23 protein-coding genes and 1 tRNA gene are annotated in these 25,740 nt (G+C 30.6%); 6 read left to right on the forward strand and 18 right to left on the reverse strand.

Going from position 1 to position 25,740, the window contains the following annotated elements; translation table 11 throughout:
* The 3 genes from OCHUTO_RS00005 to OCHUTO_RS06975 all read right to left on the reverse strand — a co-directional run.
* Window positions 1-454, reverse strand: a 454-nt coding sequence (locus OCHUTO_RS00005; protein WP_045796849.1) for a TraC family protein, incomplete at its 3' end; no start/stop codon positions are given.
* Between the two features lie 235 nt (window positions 455-689).
* Window positions 690-857 carry a hypothetical protein gene (locus OCHUTO_RS06970; protein WP_370664233.1) on the reverse strand — a complete coding sequence of 56 codons (168 nt, stop codon included), beginning with the start codon at window positions 855-857 and terminating at the stop codon, window positions 690-692.
* Between the two features lie 49 nt (window positions 858-906).
* Entirely contained in the window at window positions 907-1,305 is a 399-nt protein-coding gene (locus tag OCHUTO_RS06975) for a TrbI/VirB10 family protein (protein WP_410518037.1), read from the reverse strand.
* 1,359 nt (window positions 1,306-2,664) lie between these two features.
* Between OCHUTO_RS06975 and OCHUTO_RS00015 the strand changes: the two genes are divergently transcribed.
* Window positions 2,665-3,165 (forward strand): hypothetical protein, encoded by a 501-nt coding sequence (locus OCHUTO_RS00015; protein ID WP_045796850.1) that lies wholly within the window; start codon window positions 2,665-2,667, stop codon window positions 3,163-3,165.
* Window positions 3,166-3,220: 55 nt separating this feature from the next.
* On the opposite strand, the gene OCHUTO_RS00020 is transcribed toward OCHUTO_RS00015, so the two are convergent.
* A complete protein-coding gene (locus OCHUTO_RS00020; protein WP_045796851.1) occupies window positions 3,221-4,762 on the reverse strand; it encodes a SurA N-terminal domain-containing protein in 1,542 nt (513 codons plus the stop codon).
* A gap of 85 nt (window positions 4,763-4,847) precedes the next feature.
* On the opposite strand from OCHUTO_RS00020, the gene tpiA reads away from it, so the two are divergent.
* The 5 genes from tpiA (at window position 4,848) to OCHUTO_RS00045 (ending at window position 7,879) form a co-directional block, all read left to right on the forward strand.
* A complete protein-coding gene (gene tpiA / locus OCHUTO_RS00025) occupies window positions 4,848-5,591 on the forward strand; it encodes a triose-phosphate isomerase (RefSeq protein ID WP_045796852.1) in 744 nt (247 codons plus the stop codon).
* A gap of 4 nt (window positions 5,592-5,595) precedes the next feature.
* Window positions 5,596-5,883: a preprotein translocase subunit SecG gene (gene secG, locus OCHUTO_RS00030; protein WP_045796853.1), complete on the forward strand. Its 288-nt coding sequence runs from the start codon at window positions 5,596-5,598 to the stop codon at window positions 5,881-5,883.
* A 116-nt stretch (window positions 5,884-5,999) separates the two neighbouring features.
* Window positions 6,000-6,461, forward strand: a complete 462-nt coding sequence (gene smpB, locus OCHUTO_RS00035) for an SsrA-binding protein SmpB (RefSeq protein ID WP_045796854.1) — start codon at window positions 6,000-6,002, stop codon at window positions 6,459-6,461.
* A gap of 52 nt (window positions 6,462-6,513) precedes the next feature.
* Entirely contained in the window at window positions 6,514-7,425 is a 912-nt protein-coding gene (gene lipA, locus OCHUTO_RS00040; protein ID WP_045796855.1) for a lipoyl synthase, read from the forward strand.
* Window positions 7,412-7,879, forward strand: a complete 468-nt coding sequence (locus OCHUTO_RS00045; protein WP_045796856.1) for a type II toxin-antitoxin system RatA family toxin — start codon at window positions 7,412-7,414, stop codon at window positions 7,877-7,879. The genes lipA and OCHUTO_RS00045 overlap by 14 nt, the downstream gene beginning before the upstream one ends.
* Before the next feature lie 111 nt (window positions 7,880-7,990).
* On the opposite strand, the gene OCHUTO_RS00050 is transcribed toward OCHUTO_RS00045, so the two are convergent.
* The 14 genes from OCHUTO_RS00050 to recR all read right to left on the reverse strand — a co-directional run bounded on the left by OCHUTO_RS00050 (window position 7,991) and on the right by recR (window position 25,682).
* A complete protein-coding gene (locus OCHUTO_RS00050) occupies window positions 7,991-9,064 on the reverse strand; it encodes a serine hydrolase domain-containing protein (RefSeq protein ID WP_232296879.1) in 1,074 nt (357 codons plus the stop codon).
* A gap of 133 nt (window positions 9,065-9,197) precedes the next feature.
* A complete protein-coding gene (gene aspS, locus OCHUTO_RS00055; RefSeq protein ID WP_045796857.1) occupies window positions 9,198-10,979 on the reverse strand; it encodes an aspartate--tRNA ligase in 1,782 nt (593 codons plus the stop codon).
* 89 nt (window positions 10,980-11,068) lie between these two features.
* Window positions 11,069-15,265: a DNA-directed RNA polymerase subunit beta' gene (rpoC, locus tag OCHUTO_RS00060; protein ID WP_045796858.1), complete on the reverse strand. Its 4,197-nt coding sequence runs from the start codon at window positions 15,263-15,265 to the stop codon at window positions 11,069-11,071.
* A gap of 82 nt (window positions 15,266-15,347) precedes the next feature.
* Window positions 15,348-19,466, reverse strand: a complete 4,119-nt coding sequence (rpoB, locus tag OCHUTO_RS00065; protein WP_045796859.1) for a DNA-directed RNA polymerase subunit beta — start codon at window positions 19,464-19,466, stop codon at window positions 15,348-15,350.
* Between the two features lie 241 nt (window positions 19,467-19,707).
* Window positions 19,708-20,097: a 50S ribosomal protein L7/L12 gene (gene rplL / locus OCHUTO_RS00070; protein WP_045796860.1), complete on the reverse strand. Its 390-nt coding sequence runs from the start codon at window positions 20,095-20,097 to the stop codon at window positions 19,708-19,710.
* A 20-nt stretch (window positions 20,098-20,117) separates the two neighbouring features.
* Window positions 20,118-20,624 carry a 50S ribosomal protein L10 gene (gene rplJ, locus OCHUTO_RS00075; RefSeq protein WP_045796861.1) on the reverse strand — a complete coding sequence of 169 codons (507 nt, stop codon included), beginning with the start codon at window positions 20,622-20,624 and terminating at the stop codon, window positions 20,118-20,120.
* 4 nt (window positions 20,625-20,628) lie between these two features.
* Complete coding sequence (rplA, locus tag OCHUTO_RS00080) at window positions 20,629-21,378, reverse strand: 50S ribosomal protein L1 (protein WP_084215290.1); 750 nt, start codon at window positions 21,376-21,378, stop codon at window positions 20,629-20,631.
* 3 nt (window positions 21,379-21,381) lie between these two features.
* On the reverse strand, window positions 21,382-21,828 hold the full coding sequence (gene rplK / locus OCHUTO_RS00085; RefSeq protein ID WP_045796862.1) for a 50S ribosomal protein L11: 447 nt from the start codon (window positions 21,826-21,828) through the stop codon (window positions 21,382-21,384).
* A gap of 62 nt (window positions 21,829-21,890) precedes the next feature.
* A complete protein-coding gene (gene nusG / locus OCHUTO_RS00090; RefSeq protein WP_045796863.1) occupies window positions 21,891-22,427 on the reverse strand; it encodes a transcription termination/antitermination protein NusG in 537 nt (178 codons plus the stop codon).
* Window positions 22,428-22,469: 42 nt separating this feature from the next.
* Complete coding sequence (gene secE / locus OCHUTO_RS00095) at window positions 22,470-22,661, reverse strand: preprotein translocase subunit SecE (RefSeq protein WP_045796864.1); 192 nt, start codon at window positions 22,659-22,661, stop codon at window positions 22,470-22,472.
* A 51-nt stretch (window positions 22,662-22,712) separates the two neighbouring features.
* Window positions 22,713-22,787: transfer RNA gene (locus tag OCHUTO_RS00100), tRNA-Trp, on the reverse strand.
* A gap of 93 nt (window positions 22,788-22,880) precedes the next feature.
* Window positions 22,881-24,065 carry an elongation factor Tu gene (gene tuf / locus OCHUTO_RS00105; RefSeq protein WP_045796865.1) on the reverse strand — a complete coding sequence of 395 codons (1,185 nt, stop codon included), beginning with the start codon at window positions 24,063-24,065 and terminating at the stop codon, window positions 22,881-22,883.
* A gap of 156 nt (window positions 24,066-24,221) precedes the next feature.
* On the reverse strand, window positions 24,222-24,977 hold the full coding sequence (locus OCHUTO_RS00110) for a lysophospholipid acyltransferase family protein (RefSeq protein WP_045796866.1): 756 nt from the start codon (window positions 24,975-24,977) through the stop codon (window positions 24,222-24,224).
* Between the two features lie 93 nt (window positions 24,978-25,070).
* Window positions 25,071-25,682: a recombination mediator RecR gene (gene recR / locus OCHUTO_RS00115; RefSeq protein ID WP_045796867.1), complete on the reverse strand. Its 612-nt coding sequence runs from the start codon at window positions 25,680-25,682 to the stop codon at window positions 25,071-25,073.
* Window positions 25,683-25,740: the final 58 nt, after the last annotated feature.

A 25,740-nucleotide genomic window follows, 5' to 3' on the forward strand; every position in this document is an offset into this window, starting at 1 on the left:
TCGACTTAAACGTGTCTTGCAGAGCTTCCTTTCTTCGAATCATATCATCGATATCAGTATTTAAATCAGGTATTGTTACTGAAATCAAAAGCACTGTATCCTTTATCATACCTGCATTTTTAGCTCTATCATGTAAAAATTCAGCTCTTCTTTTTGCTAGCTCAACAAATATATTACCTTTACGATAAGACTGCCAATTATTCAAAAAATGCTCTATATGATGGTTACCAATCATTAATACTTGTAAGCTGCTTTCAGCTGGTAGATTTTCATCGTTTTTTAAAAATTCAGCAATTTCATTCTGAGCCTGAACCGTTGCTCCTACTAGTGGCCAAGCAAGTAATACAAAGCCTATTGAACTACGATTAAAAAACAATTGAGTCTCTTCATCATACGATTCATAAACAAAATGTTTTGATAATCTTTCTCGATCAAAATCCTTATGTATGCTCACTTTTGATCCGCTTTGATTTAAATAAATTAATAAGGTATTTTTTCTTTAGACTAGTATTTCTATGTTTTGATTTAACTTGATTAGCCTTATAATACAGTCTCTTTTTGGTTTTGATTTTTCAACAACTTTATCGGAATTAAAAAATCCTTGAGCACCATTTCCTTTATTTTTGATATACATTTTACACCTTTAGGAATTTTACAGTCAAAATCACTTCTATAGAAGCCAATTAAGCTTATACAGACCAATAACAAAGGTAATAACTTAACCTGCTCTCCTGTTGTGCTTGATTAACATCTGGTATCGTATAAGTTGAATTTTGATTATGCTCCAATAAGTCAAAACCTTTTTTAAATACAACATCCACAACTCTATCTGAGGCAACAACAATAACTGGACTCATGGAGTCAGCTCGCTTAATAGCAAAATCGGCTAGTTTATCAAAAGCATTACTAAATATTATTGGCTTTAGCCTGAAGAAATTTAGCTATACTACTAAATACACCGTTTAACGCTGCCATTCTAACTGCATTAGAGGACTTCTCCACTACCATTCCTTTAATACCTGGACGACCATCTTCTCCTATCAACCAGCCTTCAACTTTCTTTTCGATGATGTCTCCGGTATTATTGATTACTGAAAGAGTTCCCAATCGGGATTTTGCTCTCTCTGAGGCAACATCTCCATTACAAGAGCCAATTAAAATTGCTTTTTTTATTTGATCAGTTTTATATTCATCATAAAGACTAGCTGGATTCAACAGCTGAAGTACTATTGGGTCTGGTGATGACGAGCTGTTAGTTCCAGTACCTACAACGACTCCAGTGACTAGTACAGCCTTAGCTAGGATTTAGAGAATAAGGGAGTAAATACTCTATGCCCTTCTTTTTCTAGCATAGTTTTTAAATACGGGCTTTTATGAAAACTTGCATTGTCCATCACAACTACAGAATTATTAGGTAATTTCGGTATTAAATCATGTTTTACCCAACCGTTAAATAATAAATTGATACGGTTAGCAGCGATTTATTATGTGCTTATAGTTCCTTTTTGACGGATGCCAATCATGAATTCCATAACATCTCATGCCTTCATATCCGTCAGTTCTAGGAGCACTAGAAATAAAACCGCTCTCATAGACAATAACCTTTCCTTTATACCTTTTTATCTTATCCTGAAATTCTAATCTCTCTTCTTCTTTTGCCTTCGGGTGTTGTACAGTTTTTTTTATACGCTCAATCTCTTTAATGTTTTTTGTATACCAGATTTACTTACTCCTTCAGCTCTTTCATATTGGTATGCGTCACTATATTGTGACACTTTATCAATAGAAATTTTTGTTGGAGCTCATTCTTTAACGGCAATCTTACTCCATACAAATACTTTTCTCCAAAACCTTTTGATACTCATTCAAAGCTCATTTTCTCTCTTTCCCTTATAGCCTTTTTTCTAAAATCTATCGTCATACTAATCTCATTGCATCTTATTATTACTCACTGTTTTATACTAGTTTCGCTATATTACAACTTAAACCAATCACTAATTTTACCTAAAACTGTTTCTTCACCTAATTTTGCAGCAGTTTTCAAATTCATGCTTTGATCTTTACTTAATTGATAAATTAAGCTATTAAAATTTGAAGTAGCTTCCTTATTACAATATAATTTTAATCCTCTATATGCCTTCTCATAGCTACATAAGAGCTTCTTTTATTGCTTATGCCATCATGTAATACATCTTTTATAGATGCTCCCTGTACCTTATAAATTGTACTAGCATCACCGTGTTTAAGGCTGATTTTACTTGGATCAAAGCTAATTTCGTTGCCTTTATCTGTCTTAGCTATAAACTTTTTTTCATTTATAAAATAATCGATATGTTATTAATAAATATTACACTGTCATTAAATAATCTAATCCATAATTATGCTTTTTTTTATAGCAATTCTTTTTTAATATTTGATATGCTTTGAAAGCTTTTTCATTAGGCAATGTCAATATGAATAGCATTTAAGTCAAATTATATGATATCTGCATTCTTTTTTTGCATTATAATAATTATGGAAATAATAATAATATTTATTGATTTTATTAAGTAGTTGCTCTACTATTCTCAATCAAAAGTTAAGTTTTGACTTAGATTTAAGTATAGTCTAGTAATAAGTTTTGATTAAATTAATTGAATTTTATCACTTAATAAAAAGGTCTGCATGAGAAAAGCAAGAAAATGCTTAAAATTATCACCAAAAGGTTTCCATCCAGTTAGTTCTCAAGCTGCAATGGAAGCTGCGCAAAAACAGACACCAAAAGAAGAAAATCAAAAAAGTCAAACATCAAAAACTGGAAAACATGTTTCGTTTGGTGGTTCATCTGTTAAGGTATTTAATCATACGGATCCTATATGCCATCCTAAATTGGGCTTTATTTTCCCACTAAAGGATGAGGATCATGACGGATCAGATTCATCATCATCATCAAAAAGTACTCCTACAACTCCTACAACTCCTACAATGGTGCTAACTTATACTGCTGCAGCAGGTATGATTAGCTCAAGTCAACAACATACACATCACATCATTGATCACAATAGTAGTAGCCCAGTATGCAGTCCTTGCAGTCCTAATTATGATGCTGATGTTGAATGTTCTGATAGTGATATAGAGGCAGGACCAATGGGTGCTCCTAGTATACATTATGATACTAAATTCTAATCCAGAAATATCATAAAGCTACTAAAATTATACCTATAAAAAAGGAGAAGGCGTATTATCTAGCTTCTCCTTTATATAAATTAAATAGATAGGCAATCAACTCTTGATGCATTAAGTTCTTAAAACTTCTTCTAATATCATCCATTGACAGTAAAAGTTTAACTACTAAGTTGCGGTCTATTGTAACTTTAGATACAAGAGCTACATAAGCATGTTGTGGTGATATATAAACATCTGAAACTTCATCTTTCTTTAAAGTTAGCAGCTGTTCAACAAAATCTTTAGGAAGATCAACTGCATTTTTATTTAATCTAGTTATTGTTAAATTTGGATTAACAGTTAATTTATATTTTTTAGCTTCAGTAATAAAATTATCAGCATTTGTAGTTTGCTGAAATTTATGTATAAGCTCAAGGTTAAGTTTCTTTATAGTATTTTTTTTCCATTCTTCCTGCACATCATTACGTATATTATCAAATTCTTCAACTGTACTAGGAATGATTTTTTGAATATTTATAACAACCAACATTCTTGATGAAATATCAAGTGGATATGATGTTTCATGTTCTTGTAAAGAAAAAATAGCATCAGTTACATTACCCAAAATTCTATTGCTAGATAATTTTTTCTTAGTTATATTGCTTAGTGTCAATACTTTTACATTTAGCATTTTAGCTATTTCAGATAAATTACTACCTGAGGCTACTTCATCCTCTAATAAGGTCATAGTATCAGTAAATAATTTGTTCATTTGATAGCTAATATATTTTTCCTTAACCTCAGCAATATTATTAGCAAAATTACTTTTTTCTTGGAATTGATCACTATATGTTTGATAAAACTCTTCTAATAATTTGTTATCAATTACAATTTTATTTTTAAAATAATTATAATCGAGAACTATATATCTAATGTGACGTTGCTCAGGTTTTTCAAACTTAGATTTATTATTATTATAAAATTCTTGTAATTGCTCATTTGTAGGAGAAACAAGACTCGATTGCAGTTGTTCATTTTCTAAATCTATACTTACTAGCTGAATATTTCTTGTTTCAGCAGATAAATTAATAATATTTTGAGCAAGTGTTCTAGGAACATAATTATTATCAATAAAATGATGGGATATTATTTCTGATAGTTGCTGTCTTGCCGCTTGTTTTAGATATTGATCTTCACTGATATTCAAACTTTTTAGCATGCTTTTAAAAATATTAATATCAAAATGCTGATCGTTATTATTAAAAACTTTTGAATTTTGAATAAACTTTGAAATTGCTAATGTGCTTAAAACTAAGTTATAATCATTTGCAACTTGCTCTAGTACATGAGCATTTATTAAATTATTTAATACTAGTTCTTGTATATTATTAAGGTGGTTTTGATCAGAAGTTTGTGGCATTTTGCTCATTGCTAGTTTTAATGCTTGCATAAACTCACTTTTAGTAATATTTTTAGCTCTAGTAAAAGTAATAATGTCAGTGTTATCACTTGTATTAAGCATAGTTCCTATAGTCCAGCAGATAGATGATAGTACTAGAATTAATACTAAGATTTTAAATGCAATACTGCGTGAGGCTGCTCTTAGTTTAGTTAACATTGCAACTCTAATAAATTTGTATATATGAAATTTACATAATACAATATTTAAGTATTATAAATCTGCAAGTAATTTTTTTATTTACATGAAATCAATTGTAATTTCTAACTGGAAAATGCATTTTACTTTTTCTGAAGCATGCAATTATTTTAACTCAATAAACAATACAGATAGCAGCTTAAATGTTGCTAACGTAATATTTGCTGTACCAAATTTATATTTATCAGGACTTAAATTAAAGTTTAACAATACTTTTTCAGCTCAAGATGTAAGCGTAGTTGCAAAGAATAGCGGGCCATATACTGGCGAGATTAGTGCTAACATGTTAAAAAGTTTAGATATAAACTATGCTATAATAGGACATTCAGAACGAAGACAATTATTTTATGAAGATGATAATACAACAGCATTAAAAGTAAGTAATTGTATTAATAATGGAATAGTTCCAATTATCTGTGTGGGGGAACCAATTGAAATTCGAAAAAACAAAACATATCTTCAATATATAGCTGAACAGTTAAACAATATTTCTTTTTGTTTTACTAAGAACATCATTATTGCTTATGAACCAATATGGTCAATTGGTAGCGGTATAATCCCTACTGTTGAAGATATTTATGAGATAGTAGCTATGATTAGAGAAATACGAAATAAATATAGGCCTTATAATATTGAAAATAGTGTTAAAATAGTGTATGGTGGTTCTGTTTCAGCTAGCAATGTTGGTCAAATTATAGAAGTTGGAGTTGATGGAGTATTAGTTGGTAGCGCATCTTTAAAATTTGAAAATTTAATTACAATAATAAAAACAATTCAAGGGTTGAATTAATAAAATGATGAATATATTACTCTTTATACATATTGTAATATCAATATTATTAGTTACAGCAATATTACTTCATAAAACTGGAGCAGATAGTTTAAGTGGGCTATCTAGTAGAAGTGATAGCATGGGAATTGTAACACCAAAATCTACCAATAGTTTTTTAACACAGGTAATTATTGTGTTAGCAACCTGCTTTTTTATTAATGCTATTATACTTGCTAATTTATCATCTTCAAAAAATATAATTCTTACTGATAAGTTGCAGTCACAAAATACTGTACCTCTTGCTAAATAAATACTTTAAAATGTATTTATTTAAATAAACACTATTATTTGTGATTGCTAAAAAGTTAGGTATAATAACTAGGAAGAATATTTTATAGCCTAAGTTACTACTAGTAGATTTGAATTATGGAGAGTTATCACAAAATAATTGCTCAAAATAGAAAAGCTAAATTTAATTACTCTATTCAGGATAAAATTGAAGCAGGAATAGTATTGCAGGGCAGTGAATTAAAATCTATAAGAAGTGGAAAAGTAAGTATTGAAGATAGTTATGCTGCAGATAATAGTAATGAAATATTTCTATATAATGCTTATATAGCAGAGTACAAGCAAGCTAATAGATTTAATCATATCCCTCGTAGAGTCAGAAAACTATTGCTTCATAGAAAAGAAATAAGAAAGATTATTGGTAAGCTAAGTGTTCAAGGATATACATTAGTGCCATTATCTATTTACTTTAATAGCAAAAATATATTAAAGGTTGAGCTTGGGTTAGCTAAGGGGAAAAAACATTATGATAAACGTTATGCTCTCAAAGAGCAGGAGTGGAAAAAACAACAAGCAAGAATAATGAGAAATAAGTTTTGAAAGTTAATACAAAATAATTTTATTAAGATTTTTTTGCTATAAAAAAATAAGTATGAATAGCAATATTACAACAGCAAGCTTAACAAAGCCTAGTTGGTTGCGAGTTAAAGCTCCTTTTTCTGATGAATATCAAAGCACTAGTGAGCTTATTAGAAGCTTGAAATTAAATACAGTATGCAAGGAGGCAGCATGTCCTAATATAGGTGAGTGCTGGTCTAAAAAGCATGCAACAGTTATGATTCTTGGTTCGATTTGTACTAGGGCTTGTGCATTTTGCAATGTAAATACAGGAAAACCAGAACAAGTAGATGAATATGAACCATATAGATTATCTGAAGCAGTAATGAAGCTAGGACTTAAGCATGTAGTTATTACTTCAGTAGATAGAGATGATCTTAGTGATGGTGGGGCCAATCACTTTGCTAAATGTATAACTTGTATTAGGGAAAGATCTGCTGCTACCTCAATAGAAGTACTAACACCAGACTTTTTACGTAAGCATGATGCTTGGAAAGTAATTGCAAAAGCACATCCAGATGTATATAATCATAACATTGAAACTGTACCATCTCTATATTCAAAAGTTAGGCCAGGAGCTCGTTATTATAACTCATTAAATTTGCTACATAAGGTTAAAACATTTGATAATAGTATTTTTACAAAATCTGGTATTATGGTTGGATTAGGAGAAACCAAACATGAAATACTGCAAGTCATGGATGATTTAAGAGCCGCTGAAGTGGATTTTTTAACTATTGGACAGTATTTGCGTCCTAGCGTTAGACATATAGATGTAGATCGTTATGTTCCCCCTGAAGAATTTGATTATTATGCTAGAGCTGCTCAAGCTAAAGGGTTTTTAATGGTTTCTTCAAGCCCTCTAACTAGATCTTCATATCATGCTGAAGAACATTTTAAGAAATTAAAACAAATAAGGCTAAAAAATAAAAATGCTGTTTTTTAATAAAGCTAAGTTTCTACCTTATAGTTCTAAAAATCTTTATCAGTTAGTGCTTGATATTGAATCTTATCCTCAATTTATACCTTACTGTTCAGCAGTAGAAATAATTAAAAAAAATAGCAAATTTATTATTGCTGATTTAACTATTAAATTTAAATTATTTTCTGATAGATACCGTTCTTTAGTAATGCTGCAAAGTAATAACAAAAACTATAGCATTATAGTAAAGTCTATTGGGGAAGGACCAATATTACATTTGAGTAATATATGGAAATTTCAATTTCAAGAGCAGCAAAATACTTTAGTAACTTTAGACTTGAAACTTACCCTTAAGTCTATAATATTAGAAAAATTTATAAAATTAGTAGCTGATGATATTGCATACAAAACAATGATAGCTTTTGAAAATAGAGCAAAGCAAACATATGGTAAAACAACTACTTTCAAGAATTTTTAGAACAACCTATTTGTGCAAGTTAAAAGTGAACCCCATACACAATGAAAAACTAGGCTGTTAAATGTTAAAATATATGCTTACACAAAAATACAAAAAAATAACAGACTCAGTCTAGAGTCTATTTACTATATACTTCAATAATGATTGAACATTAAACCGCACTGCAACAGGATTATTAACTAATGGCTGTGGTATAAAAATATTACTTAATATTGCAATGCTAACTGACTTAGATGGCATATACCATAACTCACTTCTAGCGCAATAATTACCACTATGACCATAAATTTTATTTCCATTAGCCAATAATCCAATCTTTAGCCCATATCCATAGTGTGACTTTACGAATAACTTATTATTTTCTTCTGGATCATCAACTATAACATGCGATGTTGTCATTTTTTTATAAGAATCATTACTAACAACACGCATATTATGTAAAGCTAAATTCCACTTATGCAAATCTTGAACATTAGATATAACTCCTCCAGCTGAAAAAGTAGCAAGCACCCTACCATGTACTTTTACTAATGAAACATCTTGTTGATTTTTATTATACTGAATAATGCATGTATCTGGAATTTTTTTACTACCTAACGCTTGTATTCTGAAACCCTCTTGGAAGGTTAACAAATACGTATTATTCATTTGTAAAGGTTTGAAAAATTTCTCGGAAAAAAAATCTTTTAGATCTTGTTTGCTTGTATTCTCAATAATTAAGCCCAAAATAAAATATCCTAGATTAGAATAATGATACTTTCCAGCAGATTGAAGCTGCTGGTTAACAATAGTCTTTAATACAGTTTGCTTAATTTCCATATCACTCATTTCTGGTGTAAATAATTTTTTAGAAATATCAGAATTATTTATACCTTGAGGATCTATTATACCGCTAGTATGACTTAATAATTGATGAATGCTTACTGTATTAGCCCAAGTAGGAGGTTTATTATCAGGCCAATAATTTTCAGGTATATGCTTAGTAATACAATCATTAAGCTTTAATTTTTCTTGCTCATATAAAATCATAATTGCAGCAGCTGTCATTGATTTTGTAATAGAAGCAATTGGCATTAAAGTATCATGTTTAATTTTATAATGTCTAGTACTGCAATCTAAATATCCTACTGCTCCTTGAGCAATAATTTTATTAGTTGCAATATAATAACTAGCATTAATATTCATATTCTTTAAGTAGCGACTAATATCTCTAGCAATATTTTTATTGCTTTTTGCATTAGTAGTGGAAACACATAGATTAATATTGGTATTAATAAATTATTTAAAAATCTCATAACTCTCATTAGCTTACTCTCAACTATTTAGATATTAATTTTAGCTGTAATTCCTGTAATTGCTGCTCACCCACAATAGCTGGAGCACACATTAATAAATCCTCAGCTTGTTGATTCATTGGAAAAGCAATTACCTCACGAATATTAACAGCATTAGTTAACAACATTATTATTCTATCAATTCCAGGAGCAATGCCTCCATGAGGTGGAGCACCATAACTTAAAGCTTTAATCATTGCTTCAAACTGTTTTTTAACACTGTCTTTTGTATAACCAGCTATTGCAAAAGCTTTATACATTAGATCTAGCTGATGATTTCTAATAGCTCCACTAGATATCTCTATTCCATTACATACTATATCATATTGAAATGCTTTAATTCTCAGTAAATCCTCAACAGTTTTAGCTTGATTCAAAGCATTTATTCCCCCTTGCGGCATTGAAAATGGATTATGGCTAAATGTTATTTTATTTGCCTTAGAATCAAACTGGAAAAATGGAAAATCAATAACCCAACAAAACTTATAACAATCTGTTTCTATTATATTCAGTTCTTCTCCTAATTTAGCTCTAATTTTTGCTGCAATTTTAGTAGCATCATTTTCTTTATCACAAATAAAAAATACAGCATCTCCGTCCTGACATTTTACTACTTTTTTAATCTGAACTAATAATGCATCATTTAAAAATTTAACTATGGGCCCCTTAGCACCATTACTAGTAAACTTAATATAAGCTAGCCCACTTGCCCCAAGCTGTTTAGCATATTCAACTATTTTATCAAAAAATCCACGAGACTTATTAGCTGACATTAACGCTGGAATTGCTCTTACAACAGCTCCAATATTAATACTATTTTTTAAGGCTGTAAAATCAGAGTACTTAAAAATATCTGTAACGTCACTAATCTGAATAGGATTACGTAAATCTGGTTTATCTGAACCATATCTTAACATTGACTCATTATATGTAATACGTGGAAATGGTATATTAGTAATACCATTATGCGAAAATTTTCTGAAAGTATTATAAAGAACTGGTTCAACTAAGTTAAAAACATCTTCTTGAGTAACAAAAGACATTTCAATATCTAACTGATAAAATTCTCCTGGAGATCGATCAGCTCTTGCATCCTCATCTCTAAAACAAGGAGCAATTTGAAAATATTTATCAAATCCTGATATCATTATTAACTGCTTAAACTGTTGAGGAGCTTGCGGCAAGGCATAAAATTTGCCAGGATGTAGCCTACTTGGTACTAAAAAATCTCGAGCTCCTTCAGGAGAGCTAGCTGTAAGTATAGGAGTTTGAAACTCAATAAAACCTTGACTAAGCATTTGATTTCTTAATTCTTGAATTACCTGCGATCTCAAAATAATATTTTTGTGTAACTTGTCTCTGCGTAAATCAAGAAACCGATACTTTAATCTAGTTTCTTCTGGAGCTTCATATTCTCCATTAATTTGTAATGGCAATTCTTCAGCTAATGATTCAATGCTATAACTATTTACTACTACTTCAATAGTACCAGTACTAATATTTTTATTAATAGTTTCACTACTTCTAGCAACCACCGTCCCCTTAACAGTAATTACAGTTTCAAATTTTACTTTACTAGCTTCAGCCTGAAATAAAGAACAATCATTATTAAAGACAAGTTGAGTAATACCATAATGATCTCGTAAATCTATAAATAATAAACCACCATGATTACGCCTTCTATATAACCAACCTGATAATTTAACTTGCAGGCCAACATGTGCTAAACTAAGCTCCCCGCATGTATGTGTTCTGTATTTATGCATATTAAACCATTAATTGCATTACTCAAATTCCTTTATTATGATAAAAAAAATTATCAGGCAAAATTCCTCTAATCATACATAGGTACATATCAAGTTAAACTTGTATCTTCTTCAGCATTATTTTGTAACTCTTCTGTTGCAATAACTCCTTTATCACGTTGACGAGCTATTCTTTTTATTTCTTTTATATAAAAACCAGTTCCAGCAGGAATTGTTTGCCCTACAATAACATTTTCTTTCAATCCTTCAAGTTTATCTACTTTACCAGCAATAGCTGCTTCAGTAAGCACTTTTGTAGTTTCCTGAAATGAAGCAGCTGATATAAATGATTGTGTTTGCAATGATGCTTTGGTAATTCCCTGCAATATCGGACAGTATTTGGCTTCCCTTAATCCATTAGCCTTTAATTTTTTATTAGTCCTAATTACTTCCCTTCTATTAACTTTCTCCTCAATAACAAAATTGCTATCACCTGAGTCAGTAATTTCTACTTTTTGTAACATTCGTGTAATAATAACTTCAATATGCTTATTATCAATTTTAACTCCTTGAAGCCTATAAACAGCTTGGATTTCATTAACTATATATAACCCTAACGCTTCAACCCCCATAACTTTTAAAATATCTTGTAATACTGGACTTCCTTCAATTAACATATCCCCTTTTTTAACAAAATCTCCTTCATTTACTGTTATATATCTCCCTTTAGGCAAAATATATTCAACAGAATGCTGACTTTTATCATTAGGTTGCAGTATTAAAGAACGCTTAGACTTATAATCTTTTCCAAATTTCACACAACCATCTATCTCAGCTATAACAGCATGATTTTTAGGTTTACGGGCTTCAAATAACTCTATCACTCTTGGTAAACCACCAGTAATATCTTTAGTACCAGTAGACTCTCGGGGAACACGAGCTAAAATATCTCCAGCCCTGACTTGAGTTTTTTCTTCAACACTTAATATTGAATTTACTGGAAGAAAGTATTCAGCTTCTAATCCGTTTGATAAAGTAAGTTGTTCTCCATTCTGATCTAATAAACAAATTCTAGGCCTTAAGATAACTTCCCCCCTACCATGTTTAGGTTCAATAATTACTCTATTAACAATACCAGTAGACTCATCCATTATATCTTTAACCGAAACTCCATCAATCATATCTTTAAACATAATATAGCCAGACTTTTCAGTAACTATTGGCATTGCATATGGGTCCCATACCACTAAAGTCATACCTTTAGTTACTTTTTGACCATCAGTAACTAGTAGTATAGAACCATATTGAGCCTTATATCTTGTTATTTCTTGACCTATATTATCAAGTAATATTACCTCACATGATCTACTCATAATAACAGACTTATTATCTGAGTTTATTACAAAATTTGGATTTAAAATTTTAACTTTGCCATCCATTATTGCCTCAAAGGATGAAGCTTCAACTCCCCTAGTTGCTGCACCTCCAATATGAAATGTTCTCATAGTTAACTGAGTTCCAGGTTCACCAATAGATTGTGCTGCAATGATACCAACTGCTGTTCCTATGGCAACTAACTTACCAGTAGATAAATCACGACCATAACATTTAGCACATACTCCTTCCTCTTCTAGTTCACAAGTAAGTACTGAACGTACCTTAATAGAGTTTATTCCTGCTGTATTAATTAGTTCAACTTTATGTTCATCTATTATTTCCCCTGGCTGCAATATTAATGCTTTTGTAATTGGACAATAAACATTGCTCACTGCTACTCTTCCTAAAACTTGTTCTGCTAGAGTAACTACAACCATACCTCCCTCAACAATAGCAGTAATAATAAGCCCATTTGCAGTACCACAATCCTCTCTTTTTACAAAGTAACCATGTGCTGACTCGCTTAATTTCCGAGATAGGTGGCCTGAAACTTTTGTTTTTACAGCAGTATCAGCTAACCCTTTACGAGTTCCTGGAATTCCAATAAAACACTCAAAAACTGTCAAACCTTCACAAAAATTGGAAAGAATAGGCCTATCTATAATTTCTCCTGAAGATTTAGATATTAAACCTTTACTTCCTATCAGTTGTTTAATCTGAGTAACAGAAGATCTAGCTTCAGAATCTGCCATCATAAAAATTGAATTTAATCTTTCTTGATTAGTTAATCCAACAGAAACTTGATCTCCAACAGCAATGCCTTTCATTATATCATTTCCTATCTTATCAGTATATTTTGACCATGCATCGATCACTTTATTATATTTTTCCCCAGAGGTAATTAGCCCTTCAGAATACTGCCTCTCAAACTCCTGTACCTCAAGTAAAGTATCATTAACATGTTTGGATTTAGTTTCAGGTACCACCATATCATCCATACCAAATGAAATCCCTGAAATACAAGCATACTTAAATCCAAGCTTCATAAGTTTATCAGCAAAAACAACAGTTGCTTTTTGTCCATAATAACGATATACCATATCAACAACCGCTGAAATACCTTTTTTAGTCATCACCTTATTTACTACATCAAAACTTATACTATTACCATCAGGCAACAATTCACCTAAAATTAATCTTCCTGGAGTCGTATTAACTAAAGCCATAACTTCATTTCCATCCGGATTAATAATAAGCTTTCTAAATTTTATCTTGCTATGCAAACTTACAATTTTATTAAATAAAGCATGATGTATTTCTGCTATATCAGTAAATAACTTACCTTCTCCAATTTCTCCATCAATAGATAAAGTTAAATAATAAAGACCTAGTACTATATCCTTATCAGGAACAATAACAGGTCTCCCATTTGCTGGACTAAGAATATTATTAGTTGACATCATCAATACTCTTGCTTCTAGCTGAGCTTCAATAGAAAGAGGAACATGAACAGCCATTTGATCACCATCAAAATCAGCATTAAAAGCTGTACAAACTAAAGGATGTAACTGTATTGCTTTATCTTCAATCAATACAGGCTCAAATGCTTGTATACTTAAGCAATGCAATGTAGGAGCACGATTTAATAATACTGGATGATTTTTTATTACTTTTGCTAAGGCATTCCAAACATCTGCAGTACCTAACTCAACTATTCTCTTAGCTGCCTTAATAGTAGTAGCAATACCACAACGCTCAAGTTCTGCATAAACAAATGGCTTAAATAATTCTAAAGCCATTTGTTTAGGTAAACCACATTGATGTAATTTTAATTCTGGCCCAACTACTATTACAGAGCGTCCGGAGTAATCTACTCTTTTACCAAGTAAATTTTGTCTAAAACGACCTTGTTTTCCTTTAAGCATATCACTCAAAGATTTAAAGGGACGCTTATTGCTGTTTTTAACAGCTTTACCGCGTTTTCCGTTATCAAATAAAGTATCTACTGATAATTGAACCATTCTTTGTTCATTACGTAGAACGATACCAGGAACTCCGTCCTCTTCTTTTTTTAGATACTTTAAGCGATTATTACGGTTAATTAACCTTCTGTAAAGTTCATTTAAGTCTGAAGACGCAAATCGCCCAGCATCCAGCATTACCAATGGCCTAAGTTCAGGTGGAATAACAGGTAATACAGTAACTATCATCCACTCTGGTTTATTACCAGAGCTTATAAAATCTTCAATTAGTTTTAACCGTCTAAGAATCTTTTTTCTTTTAAAATCAGAGCTAATAACATTATTAACTTCTTCTTGAAGCATATTACGTAAATTTTTTAAATCTAATTCAGCTAACAATGTATGTATAGCTTCAGCTCCTATTCCAACTGTAAAATTATCCTCACCATACTCATTCTGTGCTTGTTGCAACATTTCTTCAGTTAATAAGTCACCTTTATGCAATGGAGATAACCCAGGATCCATAACTATATAAGCTTCAAAATATATTATCCGTTCTAAATCCTTAAGATTCATATCTAATAAAATACTTATACGAGAAGGTAATGATCTTACAAACCAAATATGAGCAACTGGACTAGCCAATTCTATGTGCCCCATTCTGTCGCGTCTAACTTTTGAAGTAGTAACCTCTACACCACATTTTTCACAAACAATACCACGATATTTCATTCTTTTATATTTGCCACACAAACATTCATAATCTTTAACTGGGCCAAATATTTTAGCGCAAAATAAACCATCCTTTTCAGGCTTAAATGTACGATAATTAATTGTCTCTGGTTTTGTCACTTCTCCATGAGACCACGAACGTATTTGTTCAGGACTAGCAATATTAATCCTAACCTGATTAAATTGTGATCCACTAACTTTGCTAGTCCTTTTAAAAAACCCCGTAATATCAACCATAACAATACTTTCTAAAAAATCACTATTAAATTTTATTTAAACTTTTTTTTATTAACTATAAGTAAGTACTGAAAAAATACTACTAATAATTTTCATCTTCATCATTTTCCTTCTCTTCTAACTGAATATTAAGACATAAAGATCTCAATTCTTTAATCATTACATTTAAAGATTCTGGTACACCAGATACAAAATTATTATCTCCACGTATTATTGCTTGATACATTTTAATTCTACCTTCCACAGAGTCAGATTTGGTTGTTAAAAGCTCCTGCAATATATAAGCAGCCCCATAAGCTTCTAATGCCCAACATTCCATTTCTCCAAATCTTTGCCCTCCAAAATGAGATTTACCTCCTAAGGGTTGCTGTGTAACAAGACTATAAGGTCCAATAGAACGAGCATGAATTTTTTCATCAACTAAATGATGTAATTTTAGTAAATATTGATAACCTACAGTACATCTTCTATCAAAATATTCTCCAGTTCTACCATCAATAAGCTTCACTTGACCAGATCTATCTACATCAGCTAACTCTAACATTTGTTTTATATCTGCAATTTTAGCTCCATCAAACACCGGTGTTGAAAAATATATTCCTTGGCGCAATTCTTGACATATTTCCATTAATTGTTGATCGTTTACTTTATCAATAGTATTAGCAATATCACTATTTGTATATATCTTTTTTATAAAATCTCTAATTTGATCAGTACATTGACTATTACTAGAATAATAATTATCAACCATTTTCCCGATTTTATATCCTAAGTTTACTCCTGCCCAACCTAAATGAGTCTCTAAAATTTGTCCAACATTCATTCTACCTGGTAATCCTAGTGGATTTAATACTATATCAATAATAGTACCGTCTTCAAGAAATGGCATATCTTCCTCAGGCACTACTTTTGAAACTACACCTTTATTACCATGCCTTCCAGCCATCTTATCTCCAGGCTGAAGTCTATGCTTTATTGCAATAAAAACTTTAACAATTTTTAAGACTCCTTGAGGTAAATCATCCCCACCCTGAATTTTCTCTATTTTACTATTTAACTGATTTGTTAATTGAGTACATGTAGTTTTATAATGCTTCTTAATTTCTGAGATTTCAGTCATAATACCAGAGCTCGCTATTTTTAATTGAAATAATTGCTCATCAGTTAAATTACTAAGCATGGCTTCATCAAGCTTATCACCAATCAAAATATTATCTAAAGTATCAGCACATATCTGCCCTATTAAAAGCTCTTTAACTCTAATAATAGCAAAGCGCTTTATAACTGCTAATTCATCTTCATAATCTTTAACTAATTTTCTAATTTTTTGTTTCTCAATTGCTAAAGCTCTTTGATCTTTATCAATACCACGACGTGAAAAAATTCGCACATCAATTATAGTACCAGTAATTCCAGGAGGAACATAAAGTGATGAATCTTTTACTTCAGAAGCTTTTTCACCAAATATAGCTCTTAATAATTTTTCTTCTGGTGTAATTGGAGATTCATTTTTTGGAGTTACTTTACCAACTAAAACATCTCCAGTTCGCACTTGAGCTCCAATATTTACAATACCTACCTCATCTAAATGGTGTAAATTTTCTTCACTAACATTAGGAATATCTCTAGTAATTTCCTCAGGACCCAAACGTGTGTCCCTAGCAACAAGCTCTAGCTCCTCAATGTGAATTGAAGTATATATATCTTCTTTAACAATTCTCTCAGAAACTAATATAGAATCTTCAAAATTATAACCATTCCAAGCAATAAATGCTACTAATACGTTACTTCCTAAAGCTATTTCTCCCTTATTAGTAGCTACACCATCAGCAATAACATCTCCTTTTTTAACTATATCTCCAACATTTACTAACACCTTTTGATTAATACAAGTATTATAATTTGACCTTTGAAATTTTTTAAGGTTATATATATCTACTCCAGGAGTAACAATATCATTTTTCATTAAAGTTTTTACCACTACTCTAGTTGATTCAACTTGCTCTACAATACCATCATGTAAAGCAACAATAACTGTCCCAGAATCACAAGCAACTATAGATTCAATTCCGGTACCTACAAAAGGCGCTTCACTCCTTAGTAATGGTACAGCTTGCCTTTGCATATTAGCTCCCATTAAAGCACGATTTGCATCATCATTTTCCAAAAATGGAATCATTGAAGCAGCTACTGATACAACTTGCATAGGTGTTAAATCAATAAAATCTACTTCTTGAGCAGGAACAATAACAAAATTACCTTCATAGCGACAACTAACTAATTCATCAACAATACAATTATTAGTATATAAAGATGTATCTGCCTGAGCTATCTTATATTTTCCTTCCTCAAGTGCAGAAAGATATACTACCTCATCTGTAATTTTCCTATTTATAACCCGGCGATAAGGACTTTCTATAAACCCATATTTATTAATTTTAGCAAAAATAGCTAACGAATTAATTAATCCAACATTCTGCCCTTCAGGAGTTTCAATTGGACAAATACGGCCATAATGAGTTGGATGAACGTCTCTAACTTCCAAAGCAGCTCTATCACGATTTAGTCCTCCTGGACCAAGTGCAGATAATCTTCTAATATGAGTTATCTGAGATAAAGCATTAGTTTGATCCATAAATTGAGACAATTGAGAAGTTCCAAAAAATTCTTTTATTACAGATGTCAACAATTTAGCATTCACTAAATCATTGGGTATGACAGTATCAATCTCAACATTTCCCATTCTCTCTACAATAAATTTTGCAATTCTAATCAAACCAATTCTAAACTGATTTTCAACTAACTCACCTACTGATCTAACTCGACGGTTACCTAAATGATCGATATCATCTACTGATGCTTTACCATCTTTAATATTAATTAAAAGCTTGATTATACTTTTAATATCTTCCACAGTTATACAGGTATTTTTTAAGTCTATATCTAGATTTAGTCTAGAATTAATTTTAATTCTTCCTACCTCAGAAAGGTCATATCTATTCAAATCAAAAAATAAACTATCAAATAGTCCACGACTAGCTGATACTGTAGCTATTTCACCAGGCTTTAATACTTTAAATATTTCAATTAGTGAAGATTTTTGATCTTTATTTTTATCTACAAATAAAGTATTTCGAATATAAGGGCCACATTGAGGCCCTATTGCTAAAACCTTAACAGTTGTAATTTGTAAATCATTAACTACTGTCAAAACCTCATTAGTAATTTCCTCCCCTGCGCCTAATAATACTTCACCAGTTTGGTTATTAACTAAATCCTCAGCTAATAATTTTCCAACTAAACTATCATTATTTACTACTATTTGTTTTACTCCTTTTTCAAAAAGCATTTTTGCTATTCTAAAGGTAATTTTTTGTCCTGCATTCAATACTACTTTACCAGTCTGGGCATCAGTTAAATTATATACTAAATATTTGGTACTAACTAATTCAGGTAAAAAGTCAACAATCCACATATTTTGACTTTTTTTATAAACCACAGATTCGTAATAAAAATCTAGTATGTCATGCAATGACATACCTAAAGCTCTAAGCAGAGTAGTAACATACAATTTCCGCTTACGATCAATTCTAAAATACAACAAATCTTTAGCATCAAATTCAAAATCCAACCATGAGCCACGATAAGGAATAACTCTTGCTGAATATATTAATTTACCAGTAGAATGAGTTTTCCCTTCATCATGATCAAAAAACACCCCAGGAGATCTATGCATCTGTGATACTACCACTCTCTCAGTGCCATTAATAATAAAAGTACCATTAGTAGTCATTAATGGAATGTCTCCAAAATAAACTACTTGCTCTTTTATGCCTTTAATTTCTTTAGATTCAATCTTACTATCACTGTCATCAAATATAATAAGACTTAAAGTGATTTTTAAAGCAGCTGTATAACTTATTCCTCTCTGAACACATTCTTCAACATCATATTTAGGCTCGTCAAAATCATATTTTACAAACTCTAATATTGCATTTTCATCTAAATCATAAATAGGAAAAATAGAATTTAATACTCCTTGCAATCCTTTGTTTTCACGACAGTTTATAGGTATATCTAGCTGTAAAAATTCTTTATTATAAGATTGTTTTTGTACCTCAATCAGATTAGGTATTGAAGATACTAGATTTATTTTTCCAAAATTCTTTCTAATACGCTTCTTAGATAATGAGTATTGCATATATAATATATTATTTTTCCAAATAGCTAATAAGTATAAACTAAGGCCTTTTTAAAAGCTAATTTTATATTTTATGTCTTCTGTTATATATATAAATTTATACTAAAAACTTTCTATATGTAATTTTCTGCAAACTAATTTAGATTTTAATAAAGAAATTAAAATTTCCTTATTATATTCAATGTAAATAGAATTAAAAAAGTTAAGCAAACTTATATATCGTAATAAATTCTTTTCTATTCTATTTTAACTCTACTTTAGCTCCAACATTCTCTAATTGAGACTTAATATCTTCAGCTTCTGTTTTACTAACAGATGCTTTTATAATTTTCGGAGCACTATCCACCATTTCTTTAGCTTCCTTTAATGCAAGCCCAGTAATATTTTTTACTATCTTAATAACATCAACTTTTTTCTCTGGGATAGCTGTAAGTATAACATCAAACTCACTTTTTTCTTCTACAGCTTCTTGAGTAACTGCAGGAGCAGCAGCCACTGCAACACCACTAGGAATAGATGATACGCCCCATTCTTCTTCAAGAATTTTTGTTAATTCTAATAATTCAATCACAGAAAAAGTTGATAATATATCAACAGCTTTCTTTACATTCTCAGATACAGTTTTTGACATAATTTTTACCTTGATAAATATTAAGATTTATTTACATAATTTTTCAGTACAGTTACTAACTTTACCAATGAAGACTGCGAAACTACTACAAATCTTCTTATTGGTAACTGCAGCAAATTTACAAAATTAATTTTGTGAGATTCAGATGTAGCAAAACTAGCTAATTGTTTTATATTATCTATTGTAGCAACTTTTTGATCAACAAAACCACCTATTATTTTCAAATTTGGATACTGATTAGTAAACTTAAAAATAACTTTAGGAACAGTAATATATTCTTTAGAATAAGCTATAGCTACTGGTCCAGAAAACATATCAACTTGCTTTATATTTAAATTTTTTACTGCAATTTTTGCAAGAGTATTTTTAATAATTTTTAGTTTAGCACCAGTCACACGTAAATCTTTACGTATTTGAGTTAGCTGAGCCACAGTCAACCCATGGTAATGCAAAACAACAATTATATTAACATTTTTATACAGTTCTTCTAAAAATTTAACAGCTTCCTTCTTTTTAGAATATAACATTTAACTATCTCCTACTATTACTTTCTTCAACAAAACTAGAAGTATCTAATTTAATAGAAGGACCCATAGTTGTAGATAAATAGATGCCTTTCAAATAAACTCCTTTTGCTTCAGAAGGTTTGCTTTTTATTATTGCTGTAACTAATGCATTCACATTAGCTATTATTTCATCAATAGAAAATGAAACTTTACCAATTCCAGCATGAATATTACTACCCTTATCAACTTTGAATTCTACTTGACCGCTCTTAATTTTTTTTACAACTGTAGCAATATCATTAGTAACAGTACCTAACTTAGGATTAGGCATTAATCCCTTAGGCCCTAAAATTCTCGCAACTTGACTAACTGCAACCATCATAGCAGGAGTTGCAATATAAACATCATAATCGATATTACCTAATTTAATTTGTTCAATAAGATTAAAAGAACTAACAATATCAGCTCCTGTAGTTTTGAACTCATCAATTTTTTCCTCTTGACAGATAACTGCAATTTTTACTATTTTCCCGGTACCAGATGGCATTGCAGCTATTCCACGCACTATCTGATTAGAATGACTAGGATTAACTCCTAATTTTACTGCAATATCTATAGTTTCGTTAAATTTAGCAAATGCTATTTCCTTAATAATAGAGCAAGCTTCATATAAATCATAGTACTTATTTTTATCAATTTTCGATTTAGCTAGCTTAGTATTTTTACTATAAGCATAATCTTCTTTAATCATTTTATTAGTATTTATATTCAACATTTTCTAATCCTCCACTACTTCTAAACCCATAGATTCAGCTGATCCTTTTATGATTTTAATTGCTGTTATTAAACTATTAGCATTAAGATCTTTCATTTTTATTTTGGCAATTTCTTCACATTTCGACATAGTAATTTTAGCAATATAAGGATCTTTCTTAGGTGCAGCAGAGCCCTTATCAATATTAGCATATTTTTTTAAATAATAAGATACTGGTGAAATTTTAATAATATAAGTAAAACTTTTATTTTCATAAGCAGTAATTTCTACCGGAACTGGAATACCAGGCTCCATTGATTGAGTATCAGCATTAAAAGCTTTGCAAAAATCCATAATGTTTAATCCTCTTTGCCCTAAAGCTGGGCCTATAGGTGGAGAAGGATTAGCTTTACCAGCTGGTATAATAAGTTTTATTAAAGCTACGACTTTACTAATTGCTTTTTTTTTCATTTTTATTAACTTAATTCACTATATATGATCATAAATAATAAGCATTTCAATACAGTAACTTTTTAGTCATCTTTTACTTTTTCTACTTGAGAGAAATCTACAGTTAACTCAGTAGAACGCTGAAAAATACTAATTGAAAGCTTTAAAATTTTCTTTACATAATCAATTTCTTCAATTCGACCAATAAAAGTCTCAAAAGGGCCATCATTAACCTTTACTTCTTCTCCAACTTGATACCTTTCTGCAAAAGAAAAATCTTGCGCTTTATTACCTAATTGCGCTATCATTTCATGCACTTCTTTTTCAGCAATTGGTACTATCTTACTTTCACTGCCAGGAAAACGATTTAATTTTACTACTTTCTGTATAAAATCTTTCACTTGATCAATCATATCCATTTTAATTAGAATATAACCTGGCATCATCTTTTTATTAACATTAATAACTTTCCCTCTTTTCATTTTTACTACCTGTATACCAGGTATAATTATTTCTTCAAAACAATGACTAATTCCTTTCTTAGCAGCTTTATCTAAAATAATTTGCTTAACATTACTCTCGGAACCTGATGTACGAATTATATACCATTGATATGCCACAATTTCTACCTTATCCAACAACTTTTTATAGTAACCAAAATTTTATTTTCCTATATTAAGAAATAGCTGTACAATATTATAAATACTATAATCAAGAATTAAACATAATACACTAAAAAAAGCTATAGATATTAAAATTACTAATGTAGATATACAAACTTCCCTAATATCTACCCATATTACTCTCATAGCTTCATTTTTAACTTGTCTATAAAACTCAATTATTTTTCTCATTTTTCAACACTATACCTATTGAGTTTATTTCATAAAATTGTTATATAAAGCTGGCAGGAGAGGCAGGACTTGAACCCGCAACACCCGGTTTTGGAGACCGGTGCTCTACCATTAAGCTACACTCCTAATCACATATAAAGCACAATAACAAATTATATATTGCACACATAAAAGATAAAAACATATCGAGTATTTTTTCCTTTTTATAAAACAAGCAAACTATTTTATAATTTTAGAAACTTTACCTGCACCAATAGTTTTACCACCTTCGCGAATAGCAAAAGATAACCCTTGATCCATAGCAATTGGAGCTACTAAATTAATACTTAATGTTGCATGATCACCTGGCATTACCATCTCTTTTCCAGATAATAATGTTATTTCTCCAGTTACATCTGTTGTTCTACAATAAAACTGAGGCCTGTAATTCTGAAAAAATGGAGTATGCCTTCCCCCTTCTTCTTTTGTTAATACATAAACTTCAGCCTCAAAACTATCGTGCGGAGTAATAGTGCCTGGTTTCGCTAAAACCTGCCCTCTTTCTACATCTTCACGCTTTATTCCACGTAATAATATTCCTACATTATCTCCAGCTTGTCCCTGATCCAATTCCTTCTTAAACATCTCAACTCCAGTACATATTGTCTTTTGTGTACTTCGCAATCCTACTATTTCTATTTCATCTCCAACTTTTATAACACCTCTTTCAATTCTACCTGTTACTACTGTTCCACGCCCTAATATTGAAAATACATCCTCTATTGGCATTAAGAAAGGCTGATCCAAAACTCTAGCAGGCTGTGGTATATAATCATCTATAGCATCCATTAGCTCTAATATACCTTTTTTAGCCTCTGCATCACCATTTAATGCTTTTAAAGCTGAACATCTAACTATAGGCGTAGTATCACCAGGAAAACCATATTTAGTTAATAACTCCCTTACTTCCATCTCAATCAATTCCAACAACTCTGGATCAGCTTGATCTATCTTATTTATACATACTAAAATACTTGGTACTCCAACCTGTTTTGCTAATAATACATGCTCTCTTGTTTGCGGCATAACACCATCAACACCAGATACAACTAATATCAAACCATCGGTTTGAGAAGCACCTGTAATCATATTTTTAATGTAATCCACATGCCCAGGACAATCTACAAGAGCATAATGCCTTTTCTTACTTATAAACTCTACATGTGCTGTTTGTATTGTAATCCCCCTAGCTTTCTCTTCTGGAGCTGAATCAATCTCACCATATCCTTTTACTTTTATAGCCCCATTACTAAGTTCTGATGCTACCATGCTTATCGCTGCTGATAGCGATGTTTTACCATGATCAACATGCCCTATTGTCCCTATATTACAATGTGGCTTATCCCTACAATATGCTTCTGCCATAATATTTTTAATTCCTAATTAACTATAATGTTTTCCATATTTATTGTATATAAATACCATTGTTTAGAAAAATTCAACTTAATACAAATACAAAATATTTACTCCAATTGCAAGAATTAATTTTTGCATTATTATTGATTAATATACAATTCTTTATTAATTATCAACATTATTCAATAAAAGTTTTTTTCGCTTAGTAATTAAAAACTCGACTAAATTATTCAATTCTCGAATAGAAAGCATTCTATAATCATTATATTCTATTACAGGACCTAATATAACTTTTATTATTCCTGGCCTAATCAATAAAGTTCTTGCAGGCCAAAATACTCCAGCATTATGCGCCATTAACACAATCGGTGCTTTAGCTAAGCTAGCTAATTTCACTCCACTAGGCTTAAATCTTTTATCTATATTTGTTGGTATTCGACTTGACTCAGGAAACATTATCATCCATAAACCATTTTTAATCTTTTGCTGACCAATAGTTAATATTTTTTTTACTGACCAAAAATCATTCCGATTAACATGAACTGGATCCATTAACTTCAACCCCCAGCCAAATACTGGAATATTAAATAATTCTTGTTTTACTACCCAACTTTGCATAGGAAATAGTAGTAATACTGCCGCATTTTCCCAAAAAGACTGATGATTAGATAATACTACTGCTGGCCCTAACGGTAATTTAGCATCATACTGAACCTGAAAACTTAATCCACAAATTACTCTTAAAAGAGTAACAAAAAACTTTACATATAACTTAGCTATAAAATATTTTACTTTATAATTATTTCTCGAAAACAATATCGCAATCAACATAATAAGTAAAAATACTATACTTATAATGGCTATGATTAAAAAAAATAAAATAGTGCAAAAGTAAGCTATAATAGCAGACTTCAATTTCATAGAAGTAATCACATTTTTAACATCTAATATTACTTATAACTTATAGCATATACTTAATTTCTACTTCCTTCAAAATTTGAAAAAGTCTTAATACTATAATAAATCATGAGATTGCCTAGCCTTAAAAGCTGCCAATAAAGTCCCCTCATCTAAATAATCTAACTCTCCTCCTAGCGGAATTCCTGCAGCCAATTTTGATATTTTTAAATTCTCATCTTTTAGATAATCAATAACAAAAAAAGCAGTCATCTGCCCATCTATCGTAGAGTTAGTAGCTAAAATTATTTCTTGTACTTTATGCTTATGAATACGATTCAATAGTTTAGGCAATTTTAAGCTATTAAGAGCATCATTACCATTAACAGCAGATAAAGTCTTTCCTAAAACATGATACCAACCCTTAAAAACTCTACTCCGCTCTAAAGCCCAAAGATCTGCCACAGATTCAACTACTGCTATGATTGACGAATCACGTGCAGAATCTTGACAAATCCCACAAACAGAAAAAACATCCAAATTCCCACAGCACTGACATTCTACAATATTAGCAAGTACAGAACCCAATTGATTACAAAGATTTTTTATCCTAATTTCCTTGTCCTGCATTAAATAAAGTACTATCCTTCTGGCAGAACGATGCCCCAATCCTGGTAATTGTGCTAAAGAAAGTATTAACCCCTCTATTATATTAGAACCATTATGCATTACAACAACACTTTGCGCTTTTTTATATAATTTTTACTACTCAAAAAATATTCTATCT

Origin of the sequence: Orientia chuto str. Dubai (assembly GCF_000964595.1) — a bacterium.
Classification (GTDB): domain Bacteria; phylum Pseudomonadota; class Alphaproteobacteria; order Rickettsiales; family Rickettsiaceae; genus Orientia; species Orientia mediorientalis.

Coding starts and splice junctions, on each gene's coding strand:
- OCHUTO_RS00050 (WP_232296879.1), bottom strand. CDS start 9,064: ATGAATATTAATGCTAGTTATTATATTGCAACTAATAAAATTATTGCT.
- smpB (WP_045796854.1), top strand. CDS start 6,000: ATGGAGAGTTATCACAAAATAATTGCTCAAAATAGAAAAGCTAAATTT.
- rpoB (WP_045796859.1), bottom strand. CDS start 19,466: ATGCAATACTCATTATCTAAGAAGCGTATTAGAAAGAATTTTGGAAAA.
- OCHUTO_RS00045 (WP_045796856.1), top strand. CDS start 7,412: ATGCTGTTTTTTAATAAAGCTAAGTTTCTACCTTATAGTTCTAAAAAT.
- recR (WP_045796867.1), bottom strand. CDS start 25,682: ATGCATAATGGTTCTAATATAATAGAGGGGTTAATACTTTCTTTAGCA.
- aspS (WP_045796857.1), bottom strand. CDS start 10,979: ATGCATAAATACAGAACACATACATGCGGGGAGCTTAGTTTAGCACAT.
- OCHUTO_RS00110 (WP_045796866.1), bottom strand. CDS start 24,977: ATGAAATTGAAGTCTGCTATTATAGCTTACTTTTGCACTATTTTATTT.
- tpiA (WP_045796852.1), top strand. CDS start 4,848: ATGAAATCAATTGTAATTTCTAACTGGAAAATGCATTTTACTTTTTCT.
- OCHUTO_RS06970 (WP_370664233.1), bottom strand. CDS start 857: ATGAGTCCAGTTATTGTTGTTGCCTCAGATAGAGTTGTGGATGTTGTA.
- OCHUTO_RS00015 (WP_045796850.1), top strand. CDS start 2,665: ATGAGAAAAGCAAGAAAATGCTTAAAATTATCACCAAAAGGTTTCCAT.
- rplK (WP_045796862.1), bottom strand. CDS start 21,828: ATGAAAAAAAAAGCAATTAGTAAAGTCGTAGCTTTAATAAAACTTATT.
- rplJ (WP_045796861.1), bottom strand. CDS start 20,624: ATGTTATATTCTAAAAAGAAGGAAGCTGTTAAATTTTTAGAAGAACTG.
- secG (WP_045796853.1), top strand. CDS start 5,596: ATGATGAATATATTACTCTTTATACATATTGTAATATCAATATTATTA.
- rplL (WP_045796860.1), bottom strand. CDS start 20,097: ATGTCAAAAACTGTATCTGAGAATGTAAAGAAAGCTGTTGATATATTA.
- lipA (WP_045796855.1), top strand. CDS start 6,514: ATGAATAGCAATATTACAACAGCAAGCTTAACAAAGCCTAGTTGGTTG.
- secE (WP_045796864.1), bottom strand. CDS start 22,661: ATGAGAAAAATAATTGAGTTTTATAGACAAGTTAAAAATGAAGCTATG.
- rplA (WP_084215290.1), bottom strand. CDS start 21,378: ATGTTGAATATAAATACTAATAAAATGATTAAAGAAGATTATGCTTAT.
- OCHUTO_RS00020 (WP_045796851.1), bottom strand. CDS start 4,762: ATGTTAACTAAACTAAGAGCAGCCTCACGCAGTATTGCATTTAAAATC.
- rpoC (WP_045796858.1), bottom strand. CDS start 15,265: ATGGTTGATATTACGGGGTTTTTTAAAAGGACTAGCAAAGTTAGTGGA.
- tuf (WP_045796865.1), bottom strand. CDS start 24,065: ATGGCAGAAGCATATTGTAGGGATAAGCCACATTGTAATATAGGGACA.